This window comes from uncultured Winogradskyella sp. (assembly GCF_947498005.1).
GTDB lineage: Bacteria > Bacteroidota > Bacteroidia > Flavobacteriales > Flavobacteriaceae > Winogradskyella.
On the sequence record NZ_CANMIW010000001.1, the window covers coordinates 16329 to 30703 of the forward strand.

14 protein-coding genes are annotated in these 14375 nt (G+C 30.1%); 2 read left to right on the forward strand and 12 right to left on the reverse strand.

Going from position 1 to position 14375, the window contains the following annotated elements; all coding sequences use genetic code 11:
• The first annotated feature begins 30 nt into the window (after positions 1-30).
• The gene (locus Q0891_RS00135; RefSeq protein ID WP_299097924.1) at positions 31-738 is read left to right on the forward strand and encodes a hypothetical protein; all 708 of its coding nucleotides are present in this window, start codon (positions 31-33) and stop codon (positions 736-738) included.
• Positions 739-793: 55 nt separating this feature from the next.
• Here Q0891_RS00135 and Q0891_RS00140 read toward each other — a convergent pair whose 3' ends face one another.
• Positions 794-1321, reverse strand: coding sequence for a hypothetical protein (locus tag Q0891_RS00140; RefSeq protein WP_299097926.1), 528 nt, complete (start codon positions 1319-1321; stop codon positions 794-796).
• Between the two features lie 175 nt (positions 1322-1496).
• On the opposite strand from Q0891_RS00140, the gene Q0891_RS00145 reads away from it, so the two are divergent.
• Positions 1497-2450, forward strand: a complete 954-nt coding sequence (locus Q0891_RS00145; RefSeq protein WP_299097928.1) for an NAD-dependent epimerase/dehydratase family protein — start codon at positions 1497-1499, stop codon at positions 2448-2450.
• 374 nt (positions 2451-2824) lie between these two features.
• Here Q0891_RS00145 and Q0891_RS00150 read toward each other — a convergent pair whose 3' ends face one another.
• From Q0891_RS00150 to Q0891_RS00200, 11 genes are all read right to left on the reverse strand, one after another.
• Positions 2825-3412 carry a hypothetical protein gene (locus Q0891_RS00150; RefSeq protein WP_299097930.1) on the reverse strand — a complete coding sequence of 196 codons (588 nt, stop codon included), beginning with the start codon at positions 3410-3412 and terminating at the stop codon, positions 2825-2827.
• Between the two features lie 110 nt (positions 3413-3522).
• A complete protein-coding gene (locus Q0891_RS00155; RefSeq protein ID WP_299097932.1) occupies positions 3523-3708 on the reverse strand; it encodes a hypothetical protein in 186 nt (61 codons plus the stop codon).
• A gap of 91 nt (positions 3709-3799) precedes the next feature.
• On the reverse strand, positions 3800-4729 hold the full coding sequence (locus tag Q0891_RS00160) for an Abi family protein (RefSeq protein WP_299097934.1): 930 nt from the start codon (positions 4727-4729) through the stop codon (positions 3800-3802).
• Between the two features lie 193 nt (positions 4730-4922).
• On the reverse strand, positions 4923-5987 hold the full coding sequence (locus Q0891_RS00165) for an FRG domain-containing protein (protein ID WP_299097936.1): 1065 nt from the start codon (positions 5985-5987) through the stop codon (positions 4923-4925).
• A 3-nt stretch (positions 5988-5990) separates the two neighbouring features.
• Positions 5991-9179: an N-6 DNA methylase gene (locus Q0891_RS00170; RefSeq protein ID WP_299097938.1), complete on the reverse strand. Its 3189-nt coding sequence runs from the start codon at positions 9177-9179 to the stop codon at positions 5991-5993.
• Positions 9180-9333: 154 nt separating this feature from the next.
• Positions 9334-9993, reverse strand: a complete 660-nt coding sequence (locus Q0891_RS00175; RefSeq protein ID WP_299097940.1) for an NUMOD1 domain-containing DNA-binding protein — start codon at positions 9991-9993, stop codon at positions 9334-9336.
• Entirely contained in the window at positions 9977-11065 is a 1089-nt protein-coding gene (locus Q0891_RS00180; RefSeq protein ID WP_299097942.1) for an AAA family ATPase, read from the reverse strand. The genes Q0891_RS00175 and Q0891_RS00180 overlap by 17 nt, the downstream gene beginning before the upstream one ends.
• A gap of 492 nt (positions 11066-11557) precedes the next feature.
• Positions 11558-11854 carry a hypothetical protein gene (locus Q0891_RS00185; protein WP_299097946.1) on the reverse strand — a complete coding sequence of 99 codons (297 nt, stop codon included), beginning with the start codon at positions 11852-11854 and terminating at the stop codon, positions 11558-11560.
• Positions 11855-11867: 13 nt separating this feature from the next.
• Positions 11868-12848, reverse strand: coding sequence for a DUF3871 family protein (locus Q0891_RS00190; RefSeq protein ID WP_299097948.1), 981 nt, complete (start codon positions 12846-12848; stop codon positions 11868-11870).
• Positions 12829-13722 (reverse strand): AAA family ATPase, encoded by an 894-nt coding sequence (locus Q0891_RS00195; RefSeq protein ID WP_299097950.1) that lies wholly within the window; start codon positions 13720-13722, stop codon positions 12829-12831. The genes Q0891_RS00190 and Q0891_RS00195 overlap by 20 nt, the downstream gene beginning before the upstream one ends.
• 121 nt (positions 13723-13843) lie before the next feature.
• Entirely contained in the window at positions 13844-14188 is a 345-nt protein-coding gene (locus Q0891_RS00200; protein ID WP_299097952.1) for a hypothetical protein, read from the reverse strand.
• Between the last annotated feature and the right edge of the window lie 187 nt (positions 14189-14375).

Sequence of the window (14375 nt, forward strand, 5' to 3'; positions counted from 1 at the left end):
TTTAGCCATTAATAAACTAATTAAATACAAATGAAGACGATTACTATTGCATTTCTTATGCTATTTTCTGTAAGCTTATTTGCACAGACTAATACAGAATTAAAAGATCACTACGAAGCATATTATAAACAAATGAAAAAACAAGGTGATGTACAAGGTATAATAAATGCCATGACACATCTCGAAGTTTTAGAGCCTTCGGTAGCTCGTAGAGATACTATTGCGTACATCTACCTTTCTGAAGGGCAATATCTGCAAGCTTTAAATACTATTGGTGTTGAAAAAAACGAAACAGATTCTGATATCAATGTTGAAGTAAAAGCCTTAGCATTAAAAAATCTTAATCAGCCAAAAATGGCATTAGAACATTTTGAAATATTATTTGTCCGTAACCCAAACGTTTATTTGGCTTATGAAATGGCAGATATGAAAATGCAAGTAAATGATTTGGTTGGTGCAAAATTAAATATTGATTATGCATTAACAAACGTAAAGGACGAGGACAAACGCGCTTTCTACGAGACAAAACAACCTTACGAAACATCAATGAAAGCTGCTCTTTTGTACTTAAAAGGCTTATTAAAGTTTAATGAAAATAAAACTGCAAATGTAGATATCGCATTACAGTTATTCAATGAAGCATTAGCTATAGACCCTAATTTTAATATGGCAAAAATTAGTAGAGAAGCTTTAGAAGCTCAAAAAGCGCAACGTGCAGCTGCAGAGCAAAAAAATTAAGAACATCAGTTTTTAAATAAAAAAAGCAGCTCAATGAGCTGCTTTTTTTATTTAATTATTCTGGTTGTATATCATTATACATATCGCGTTCTAACTTTTTATTAATTTGATAGTTAAGGTTAGAAAATGCTACAAAAACGTCCTTAATACCTTGTAATTTATCACTTCTAGAAATATTATCTAATGTTAAATATTCATTTAGTTTTAAGAGCGCAGTTTCAATAATTACATTTCTAGATTGTATTGGGTTGGTTCTAAACGTATTTGGCATACTTGCCTTAAAACCTTTAATAAACTCCTGTAAAGCTTCAACATCATTATTAAAAAAAGAAAAATCGCCTTTCTTTAAAAATTCTATCTGCTTCGCCAATTCATGATAATCTGCCCAAGGAACAAGCTCTTCATCAGCTTCAGGACTTAGGGCATAATCTTTATAGGATATACTTTCAATTGTTTTAGCTGTAATTTTTTTTTCTTGGTTACTGTTCTCAGTAACCTCTTCTTCCGTTGTTGCTGTTTTGTCATTACCACAACTAAGCATAATAACACCAAAGAGAATAAAAACGACAAATGAAATCTTCATAAATGCATGTAATTTAAGATTGTAAAGATACTTAAACTAAATATTCTATTATTTAGTATTAACACTCCTGTTTTAAGATTGAAAACTTCACAATGAAACACGCTATTTTCTGAAAATTTTAATATTGCATCGTATATTTTCTTATTATTTTTGCGAATAAAATAATTTAGAGCAAATGTCTTCAAAAATATTAATCATTGGTGCCTGTGGGCAAATTGGTACAGAGCTTACCATTAAATTAAGACAAATCCATGGTGTGGATAATGTTATTGCAAGTGATATTAATACTAGAAAGTTAGATTTAGTAAACGCAGGTCCATTTGTAATTTTAGATGCTAAAAACTTTAATGCCATTAAGGATTGTTGCATCAATAATAATATAGATACGGTCTATCTCATGGCTGCGCTTTTAAGTGCTACAGGCGAAAAATATCCTATGGAAGCTTGGGATTTAAATATGAATTCACTTTTTCATGTTCTTAATTTAGCTAAAGGTGGACATATTAAAAAAGTGTTCTGGCCTAGTAGCATTGCTGTTTTTGGGCCAACTACACCAACCGAAAACACACCACAACATACCATCAGCGAACCTACAACGGTTTATGGAATTACAAAGCAAGTCGGTGAGCGTTGGTGCGAATATTACTATAATAAATATGGCGTAGATGTTAGAAGCATTCGCTATCCTGGCATCATTAGCCATAAGGCCATGCCTGGAGGTGGAACTACCGACTATGCCGTTGAAATTTATCACGAAGCAATAAAAGAAGGTAAATACGAAAGCTTTTTAGCTGCAGACACAAATTTGCCGATGATGTTTATGGATGATGCCATTAAAGCAACAACAGAAATTATGGCTGCTCCTTCAGAAAATTTAACTATAAGATCGTCATACAACCTGTCTGCAATAAGTTTTACGCCAAAAGAAATTGCAGATAGTATTAAAGCAGAAATGCCTGAATTTAAAATGAGTTACAAACCAGATTTTAGACAAGCTATTGCAGATAGTTGGCCATCGTCAATAGATGATAGTGTCGCTCGTAAAGACTGGAATTGGTCGCACGATTTTGATCTTAAAACCATGACTTCAGAAATGCTAAAGCAATTAAAGAAAAAATATAAGGCGTAATTTAATCTGCCTTAAATATAATTATAAAATTCCCATCTTTTCTTGATGGGATTTTTTTGCTCTTTACTTTTTAATAAGCTTTTTCTAATCTCTTCTTTTGACGCAATAATTTATTCTGAAATCTAATAGAGCGATTCAAACGAGTCTAAATAAAAGTTATAAATCATGTGAAATTTTAAAAATTTTTAAGTGAATAATATATGATTAGAAAATAATTAGCAAAGTGTAAATAAACAAAAAAGCCACTACTTTCGTAATGGCTTTGTATGCTCCTCTTCTTAGGCTCGAACTAAGGACTTTAATTTGCTGATATTCTTTATGTTATATTGCTTGTAATTTTTTGGGTGTCCTTTTCTATGCCTTTTTTAAATATATTATTTATTAATATCTAAAAAATCATCCATCACAAATTCTGTAATATGCTTATAAGACATTTTGGATTCATCTAACAAAGCATAATCTGTTACTGGCTCGCCTAAATCTTTAATCATTAGTTCTTTTATCTCTTGATAAGGTATATTTTCCCAAGCCATAAGCTCTAAATAATGACTTAGTTTATCACAACCATTATCTGCTAAGAAAACAACCTCTGAGCCACCAAACAATTTTATAATTTGATATAATTCTTTTCTGAATTTAGTTAGGTGAGAAGATTTATAAAGTCCATAAAGCTCTCTATATTTTAACATAAAAGAGATAAAACCTAAGTTGGGCATTAAAGTTATATCATAAGGCGAGCCTCCATTAAAGTAAATTTCTAAGAAACCATTTTCATTTGTTGTCTCGTGATACCACGAACGCGCATCTGTTTTAGTAATTAACTTACCGTTATCGTCTCTATAAGTTATATAGGTATTACCTAAATTGAACGCATTTAATGCTTCAGTTTTTTCATTGAGATACTCAAAAGATGGTTCTTGAGGTATTCTGATATTTGATATAGCGTATAAAGATGTGGACATGTCAAAACAAAATTAAATACATTGAAACATAATAATTTAATTAACACTCTAAAAGTAGGTATAAATTAAATATTGAGTTAAGCTTTAATCTCAAGTTATTATATAGGTATCTAATTGCAACCTAAATCTGCCTTTCTTTCTTCATACTGTCTTGTAATCTCTTCAATAGCAGCTTGGCTACCTCCTGTATTACTTAAAGACGTAATATATTGCTCATAAAGCGCTTCACATTCTTCATCATTGTCTTTACTGCATGACAATATTAATAGCAGAACTAGGAATAATAAATTTTTCATAAAACATTAAGTTGTTAATTAAATTTAAAATTACTAGATATAAAACATAGATTATTATGGTTTACCGTAAAACAGAAAGAAATATTTAATACTAATACTTGGATTTTAGGTTTTTCCAAAGCGGTTCTTCTTGCCAGTTGGGTTTCATACCTAATGCATTTGGGTCAACACTAGGATATTTTTTAAATAGATTATCTAATTTTGCACTAAATTCATTTCTTGGAAGGATTGTATTTAACATATAACGCATTAAACACATATGTACATAAATTTTTGTGAATTCGTGTTGTTTAGGGACATTTAACGGATTTAATATCCAAGGGTTTGGTGGTTTAGATAACAGTTTTACTGTTCCTGGTAAATTACGATTCCATAAGCGAGAATGATGTGCACAAAAGTTACGTATTTGTGCTATGGATTGCAACCAACTTGGTAGATAGGTGTGATTTACAGCACCAAATTGGGCAGCGATTATATCTTTAGATTTCACAGTATGTTTTAAATTACCATATAGCTTTGATAATGCACCAAAACTTGTTTGCTCTAAAGATTTCCATGCAGGAGGAAACCTTTTATCGTTTTTATATTTTTTAATATGCTTTTTTATTGATTCATCTTTAGTGCGCTCAATTTCCGTTTCTAAATTAGATAAGGTTTTTACCAAAGCTTTACTATCGTTAAAAAGGTCGAAGTTTTGAAACCACCAAGGGTCTATTTCGTGAGAAAGATGGTATATCAATTTGGTGCGTAAACTGATTTCTATTTTCTCTATGACATCAAAAATTAATAGACGTAGTTCTGCATCAAAATTATATAGTGAAATAACATCTACAAACTTACTATTGGGCTTAAATATATGGTTCTCTTTATCTGTTTGCATTACGTACCAATACTCACCTAATCTATAATAACTAATATTTATAAGGTATTTCTCTGCAATAAGTGGATGTTTAATTATTAAGCCACGCTCTTGTAGTTGCTTTACTTGTTCAGTAAGTGTAAATGGTTTTTTGTCGAACATTTATTGCGTTATTTTTGTAAAGTTTGAGAAGAAAAGAAACCTATATAAAGCAAAAGACACACCCTGGGACGCTGTTTCTAACCGGAGTAAGACCTGTAGCGTGGTGTGTACTGTTGCCACAAATGTACAACACTTTACCACATTTTCACTATAATTTACTATAATTTTCATTTTTAACAGTTGAATCATAAGGTTAAATATCGTTCGAATAAGGCTTTTCATTTTGTCTTAGCACCTCTTTCTTAACACCATCTAAACTTGGCATTAAAGTAGCCCAGCTAACATTTAATTGTTTTAATCTTTTAGCTATTGGTAGTAGATTGCTGTGTGGTAAAGTAAATAGCATTGGTTTACCGATATGCTCATTAATTAATTTATTAATATATTCATTTTTATAATTTGCTGTTAAAAGTCCATCAAGCTTCAAAGTTATATCCTCTTTAAAATCTAAATCAAGATATGAATCACTTGAAGGAAAATAATGCAGAAAAACACCTTTTTGAGCAGCTATATAACTATTTTGAAATTTTTTAACGTCAACATATTTTAAAAACCTTTCTTGAGCAATAGCATCAATTAACAGTTTTGGTATTACCCATATTCCTATTCTTTTATCATTAGGCTTTATTAGTCTAGAGAAAGGATATGCATTTTCCGAAGCAAAAAATAAAGCTGTAAATGGATTTTTAGTAAAATCTAATAACCTTGTGCCAACTCCATAATGCTGCGCTAAAGCCAACTCACTTAATTGCGTTTCTTTTGGAAAGCTAAACATATCATTATTCTTCAATAAATTCCCTCCATTGATATTGCTTTTTTTATCTAAAAACTGTATTGTTTTATGAGAACAATCTGTTATGGAAAATCCTAAATTGTCAATTTCCTTAACAAACAATGCGAAATTATTTACTTCATTATATTGAGTCGCACCATTACCTGATGCATAAGTGTTAATTCTATTTTTATAATCTTTATCTAACTCCTCTTGCTTTTTTCTATAAACACTAGGCAATAAATCCCATGTTGAATCCTTGTGACCTCTAAAGATATAATCTGTATAAATATCACTATCTCCATCTTGATATAATTCGGATTTATTCACATCAAAAACATCTAAAAAGTCTAACTCGTTTTCGAAATTATATTCAAAACAAGTATCTTTTATTATAGGTTTAACACCTCTAATCTCTTTACCATTTGGATTAATCCTATTTCGAAGCGTAATGTTATAATGATATAAAAAATGAGATGTATCCATAAATTAACTATTCTCTACAATTGCTATTTCATCCTCAGTCAAACCATATAACTCATAGACCATTTGGTCGATTTCTTTATCTGTTTGGTTAATTTGGGTTTGTAAGGCTTGTGCTTTTTGTTTGTTTTCTTCAAAAAGGTCTAGCCACTCAAACTCATCTTTTTTAGTTAATGTTGGCACTTCTTCTAAACCATCTTTTACACGTAGTTTGTTATTTGCTTTTATGGCTTTGTTTAACTCTTTTATAAAGTCTCCAAATTCTAAATCGTGCCAGTTTTGTAATTTTTTGGATAGTTTTCTTAAAGTAAATTTTTGTAGAAGATACTTTTGGAATTTATTGTTATGTTCAACTTGTTCTTGGGTTAAAGTAATTAAAGCCTCTGTTTTTACAATAATCTTGTTTTTTTCAATATCTGTACAAATAGCTATCGGAATCTCTTTTAATAAACGAGAATTAAAGCTAGGATAACTTTTATTGTTACTTTTTGGAGACTGCTCATTTACATAAAAAGTTAATAACTTGGAATTAATTAATCCCAATAAAAATTTAATAGGATAGTCTTTATCCTTATTAATAATTACTGCTGCTATATTTTTTACAACAGCAGGTTCTTCAATGTAACTAGCAAATATCCTCGGGTTAATTATTTCTCTGACAACAATTTTTGGTGAATTAAAATATTCTATCTTTCGTGGTTCAGCTAACCATTCTCCGTATGAAATAAACTCATTTTGAGTCTGATAATAATATCTTCCAATACCCTGAGAAACATATGGAAAATCAAAATAATCAGTATTCTCTTTTGAGACAAAAACATTATTTTCTTTTTCAACAGAAGTTTGTTTTGGCTTACCTTTTCCTTTTTGATAAACCTTTACACCCATAACTTGATAATAAACTTCAATCAAAGGAATAGTGTTGATTCTTTTTATAATACTATTCTGGACTACGAACGTTTTTTCAACTACAGGTTGATCTATTATAAACTTTGTTTCATTAAATAGAAAGTCAGACTTATGGATCTTATTTATTTTTGATAAATCTTGAAATCTAAATTTAGAAGCGTGCTTTCCTTTTTCCTCTAAAACAATTATCGCAGTTGGTAAGTTAACTTCATCAAATACATCGTCTCCCATTTTTATATTTGTAATCGTTTCAAATAATTTAGAAGTAAATAGCCTAATATCTTTAAAGTACTCTTTTTCCAAATAAGAATCAGGCATAATATAACTTAAGGTTCCTTTTGTTTTCAATATTTCAGAACCTAATTGAACAAAGTATTTATAAGAATCAATATTACCAAAACTTGATGCTTTAAATTTAATTTTTAACCATTCCTTCCCTTTTAATTCCGCTCCATAAGGCGGATTCCCAATAATTACATCAAACCCGCCTTTGTTTTCAAGAGATTGCTTCGTCGTGCCTTCTCGCAATGACGGGTTGAATACTTTAGGAAATTGCTCTTCCCAATTAAAGGCTTTATCTCTTGCAACTGCTTTGCTATCTATTAAAGAGTTCCCACATTTAATATTAGAGCTTAAATCGTTTAATTTACGTCTTGGTTGTGCTGTGCGTAGCCATAAGGATAGTTTTGCAATCTCTACAGATTCTTCGTTAAGGTCTACACCGTAAATATTGTTTTCAAGAATGGTATTTTCTATATCTGGAAACTGTAAACCACCACCTAATACTTTTGTTTTCAACTCATCTATATAAGTGTGTTCTTTTATTAAAAAATCTAATGCTTGGTTTAAAAATGCACCAGAGCCACAAGCAGGGTCGCATATTGTAAGTTGTAGTAGCCAATCTCTATAATCGTCTAGGATTGTTACTAATTTGGTTATTGTAGTTTTGTTTCGGTTTTTACGTCCTTTAAAATATTCTTCTTCTTTAAAGCCTAATTGGGTTTTCTTTTCGTCACAAAGTTTACCAATGGTATTTTCTACTATGTATTTGGTAATGTATTTTGGTGTGTAGAATACACCATCTTTTTTACGTTTAGATTTTTGTTTATCGAAGTCGCCACCTTCAATTTCTGCGTTAACGCTTTCAATTTCGTTTAGAGAGTTTTCAAAAATATGTCCTAATATGTTAACATCTACTTGACTTTCAAAATCGTAAGCTGCTAATTTACTAGTGTGTTTGTATAGTAAATCGTTATCAATTTCTAAACTATCTAATGTTTTATCTTCTTTAAATAAACCACCGTTATAGGCGTATATTTCAGCTCTTTTAGATGTTCCTGCTCTTCCTTGGTCTAAAAAGTTAAAGTATTGCTTAAACAGGGTATATAGCGGTCTGTCGTCTCCAAAATCTACATCATCTTTCCACTTGTCTAAAATTTGTTGCGTGCTGTTTGCAGGTAGTAAACCTCTATCTTCTGCAAAGAAAATAAAGAGGTAACGGTCTATTAGTTTTTGTGATTTTTTAAAGAGGGTTAGTTTAACGTTTTTTTCTAAGCGTTGAAGTTCCTGTTGTTCTTCTTGAGACCTCTCGACTGAGCTTAAGGTGACATTAGACACTTGAGCTTTTAATGTTTTAGCATTACGTTTTACTAAGTCTCTGTATAATTCACGCTTAAATACGGAATAGTCTTTATAGAATTGTTTTGTGATTTTTTCTTCTACAACTACAGAGGCTTCTTTTATTTTTAAGGGTACGTTATTTATAACATTATCCTTTTGTAAGCATAAATATAGTAATGTAAACCGCTCTGGCGATAGCTCAAAGAGATTAAATTCTTCAAACTCTGTGGCATCGTTTATATAGAATCTTAGTTTCTCAAAGTTTGAGGTTATGACATAGACACAACCTTTTTGATTGGCTTTATAGTCGAATGCTTGTTTGCGTATGCTTTCTAAATCTTTTGTGTTAGTTCCTTTTAATTCAATAACACCAATAGCAATATCATTATGTAATATTGCACCATCTGCTTTACGTGCGTTGTTTTGGTTTTTATACTCTGCTACTAAATTAAAATCTGCTTTAGGCTTAAGTGTGTATCCTAATATATTTACAAATAATTCGGTAAGGAATATACCTTGATATTCTTCTTCTTTAGAGCTACGTATATTGTCTTGTATCGTAGGATTTAAGAAATACTTTGAATATTTTTTGTAAGCTTTAGAAACAAGTTCTTTGTCTTGTAAAGTGATGTGTTGTTTTAATACTGAAACTTGGTACAATGCCATTATTAAACTGTTGATTATTTAAGATTTAAATGTATAAATATATATTGATTAAATAATAAGGTTTTCCGTATTTAGTTTTTATTGTAAACCTCTCAACATGAAAAATATAAACAAAAAAAAGAGCAGTATTTCTACTGCCCTTAATCTTTAAAATTTAATTATACTTCCAAATAAAACCTCCACTTCTACTCCGTTCTCCTCTACATACTCTTGAAATACTAGATTTAGAAACTCCTGTTTGCCTTGAAGCTTCTGCTACAGATTGGTAAACTGCAATTTGTTCTTCTGATATATCATATTGAATTACTTGCTTTTTCCTTAAATCTTTCTTCAATTTAAATGGCTCACTAAGATTGTAGCTCCAATGATACCCTTTACACGTTTTGTTCTGACCGGTGCATGCACTACTTATACTGGTTTTATATGCATTAACTGCATTAGCTGCATTTTGTAATGAATCATAACTATTAACTAAACTACCATCGCTAGTATTATATTGGTAAACTGTCTTTTTTATTCCGCCACCTGAGTCTGAATTATAGCCATTCTCTTGAGAATTATATTCTAAAATATAGGATTTTTCTTTTTCAGCTAACTCGTCTTTAGTACTTGCGGTATCTACTTGCTCCCAATTAAATGCATCTTTTCCAAAAGTACTTATTGCTTCATAAAATTTACCTTTTTCTTGTCTATTACCTCTTTCTAAATGGTCTAATTTTCTTTGATGTACTGAATTACTAGTTGCACCTATATAAATGCAGCCATTAATTTGATTTTCTGCTTTGTAAATTATGTAATTATTTTCTTTCTCCATTTTCAATCTCAGGTTTTAAAACAATTTTAAATTCTCCTCTAGCTTTTTTCTCTAAACGCCCTTTTTCAATAAGCTTGTTTTTTGCTTTATGGAATGTATCATGTGACATAACTTTATTATCTCCATTAACAAGCTCTGCAATCATAGTTGAAGTTGAAGTATACGTATTACCCTGATTATACTGTTTAAGAGCGAAATCATAAATAACATTTTCATTAGTATCATCATATCTTCCATCTATATTTCTCTTGACTTTATCATTGTATAATTTATACTTGTTTTCTTTACTTAAATACTCCATCCATCTGTCACTATTGCACCGATACATCATTGCACTTGTTGAGTCCTTTTCTACATGTTTATTTTGAATATCACAAAAATAATAACCACCTTCTTCGGATGGAACTTCAGACATACCATATATATACTCAAAATACTGAAGAATAACTCTACTTCCAGCCACATTACTTGGTTCCATAGGCTTCTCATTACTTTTTGTAGTATGATGTATTAAAATATAAGTTTTATTAAGAGGCTTCAGGTATTTTGAAAAAAGTTGGGTGAATTTTCTACCTGTATTACTATCCTCTATTTTACCTTCGAACATACTTGTTAAACTATCAATAAAAACAATTTTAGCTTCTGATGCTTTGATGTAATCACGTAATACTTTCCAATCGTTTTCATCATTTATAAATTCTATAAAATCTTTTCCTGTAGTGTCAAAATTATTAGAAAAGAGTTCAATCTCTTTTTTGTTTAATGATGATAATTGTAATTTGTTTCTTCGTGCACGTAATTTGTAAGGTTCTTCCAAACCAACAAATAGTACTTTTTTTGGAATACCATCTAGCTCTGAGCCAAAAAATGATTTTCTTCCCACACTAATTGATATTGCTAAATTTTCTGCAAGCGTTGTTTTTCCTGCCTTTGGGTGTCCTACAATTAGTCCTGCTGACTTCTCTGGTATGCCTTTCCAAATAAATTTTGGTAATGGCTCTTTTTCTACTTCATTAATTAAGTCAATTAATTTTTTTACTTCAATTTTAGTTTCTTTTAATTTTTCTCTCATTTTTTAAATTCTTTTTCATTTGATGATTTTTTAATTTCATCTCATTTTCATTATTTATACCCATTAATATGATTAGTATGGGTAATCAGGTTATTTCAGTTACCATCTACCTGAATTTAATTTATAATAAAAGGGGATAGTTATCTAGAACTAGAAGAAATAGTACATGTCCAAATAACTTTTATATGTATAGTCTTTTTGGTTTTTCATCGTCTCTTTCATTGTCATTCTGACCCTTTTTCTGATTTTACAGTTTTACAAAAATAAGAATAATAATTGATTATTTCCAAATAATATTGAATATATTTTATTTTTAATGTTAAAATACTGAGAATACATCAACAAAACAAGATGTTTAACATTAATCATCAAACACCTTGTTATCTTCATTTTCAGAGGTTTTCTTTACGGACTAAACCATCTCAAAAGATTGTTTCAAACAAAATACAGCATAAAGTCCACTCAAATTTGAATTATTATATCTAACAGTTATTACCCTAATATTATCTCAAAATGATAGTAATAATAAGCTACATTTTTTATAATATAGACCGTTTGTAAATCATGTGTAACTTTAACCTCATCAACCATCACTTTCTGACCTGTGATTAACATTCCTATATCATGGATTACAAGTACTACAAAAGGGCAATACAGAAGTTTCAATATATTATTCCACGTAACGATATAAAGCTCTATAGAAGAACTATATTTTAGTATTTCAGCTAATTCTTCATCACTCATAATTATTAGATTTTTTAAATAGCTACCTAATGAAAATTTTATCAAATAGCTATAATATTTATATGATGTAATAACTATCAGAGCCGTTTTTAAGTGATTCTACCAAGTGATTTACGTATTGGTATGTGTTAACGTTACGTTCAAAATTAGAATCTATATAACTACTCTTGTTCGCTTCCGTGAATAAATTATAGAGATTCCACATATTGATGTTTCCATCTTCACTTCTTTTAAAATTAGGGCAGTTATAATATTCTTTAACTACATTATTAATCTGGCTATCATTTAACAGTAATGGAAATATACCTTGCTGCTCAGTTTTGCTTAAATGTTGAAACATTCTTGCCTTACCTACCAAATGCCCAAATTGCTCTTCTGTTAGCGCATAGTTGGACATGGCTTCCATTTTACTTAGATGATTATCTTTATCGTAGTGACTTAATAAATTCTGAATATTTAGATTTAAGTCTAAGATAGACCCAATCCTAATTTCATTAGTAAATCCATCGGTACTAATACACAGATTGGTACATACCTTATTTTGATATCCCACAAACATTTTAAATTTCTCTAAGCTCTTTTTACTGTAAAGATTTTCTTGGTTATAAGCACGCACACCACCTATACACAATGTTAATTCGTTTCCGTTTATTACTTGTTTAAATTGAGGTAATTCTATTACAAATGCACAACGTTCATAATAGATTGTTTTCTCATGTTCCATTAATTCCTTAGCTGGTTTTCCTATTGCCGATGGAATTCTTCCTTTTACAACATGACTAACTCTGATATCTGGTTTAATAGTTTGTGTATTTGGAAATTGAGATTTAATGACATCTAAAGTTTCATTAATAAATTGATAATGACTTATTGTTGTTTCATTATCTTTTGCAAAAACAGGAATTGTACACTTTTCTTTTAAGTGTTCTAAAGATACTTTCTCTGTATTTGCTTCAATAAAATTAGTAGAAGTATTAATTATTACTTCATTATGATTTATTACCATATTTGGTATATTCTTATTTGCTATTAATTCCATTCTTTGTTGTATTTGATGATTTAATAATTTCGTTAGTATCGATTATTTGATTTTCTACGGACTCTAATTGTTTTTTTCTATCTATAATCAATGGTTTTAACTCACTCTGTATTGCTGCATATTTAGAATAGACATGTTTTAATTGCTGTAATGATTTACAGTTATCTATTTCATTTTTAATCTGCTCCTTAGAAATTCCTTGATTACACCACGCAATTAGTTTTTTACCTGTAGCAGCATTAATTACAAATTCAGGCTTATCCATAAATAAGCCAGTTCTATCTTTTGATGCTCTCACTAAATGCTTGTCATTAACAACTTCAAAATCTACTGTAAGCTCATAACTAAACCCCTCTCTTGTAATATCTTTTAACCCATGCTTTACCACTTTAGTTTTACCGCTAGAGTCCCTGTCCATTGAATAGTCAATTTTCTTCCTAACTGTTGTGATAATATGGCATTTTGATTGTAATATTGCATCGATAAAAGCCTGATGGCGAGGGGTTAATTTTGCCCAATCTTGGAATCTACCACCTAATTGTTCATGAATTTGTAAACAACCTCCTTTTCCACTCCATTCATGTGTAATACTATCAATAATTATTACTTCGATAGAGGCGTTTTCACACGTTTTAATGGCTTCTATATACCTTTCTGGACTAAATGGTTCTGTTAATGATAAAACGTTGTAATTTCCTAAGTGAGAGTATAGACTTGCACTTCCGTTTTCAGTATCAATTACAGCTATTTTTGACCAATCATTTGTAATACCATAGGCTAGCAGTAAAGCACTCATGCTTTTACCAAACCCACTTGCTCCACTTAGACCAAGTCTTAACTTAACTTGATGTCTTTTTGCTTGTTGTAGTTTCATAAAAAAATATTTAGTTATTATATTATTTAAATAAGTAGACTATACCATGTTTTGATATAGTCCATAAAAAAAAGCCCTAACCTAAGTTAGAGCTTCATATTTTCTTTTAATGATTTGAGATTTAAAACACCTCTACATCTTGTACGACATTGTCTTTCACAATCATTTCTTCTTCATCCATATACTCATATCGATGGGATAATGTAATGACCTCCCCTGTTTCTTTAACCGTGTATTCATAAGGTTCCACTTGCACTTTATGAACTCCACCATTTAAGTCTGTTCCTATTAAAGACTTACATGTAGCTTCAGTAAACGTACAAGGTACGCTTGCTGTTCTAGCTGTTAAATAAGTTTTATTAGTTTCCTTGCTTTTTACAGCTTCTACTCCACCTTGTACAATCAGTGTACAAAAGTCTTTTCCATCTTCAGTTTGATGGGTTTTAAAATCTACAATTTTTACCATAGTTTTTTAATTTTTAGATTTAACAAAAGGTACGGGCTATCTGCCCAAATCAAACTTAGCGTGGGGGGTGTTTGTAGGTTCCCCATAGCTGTGTAATTCTTGCATAAAAAGTAAAGGGGGGGGGCTTTTATTCAATTATTAAATTGAATATTGATAAATGTAACCTCAAAAAAAATAAAAAAAATTA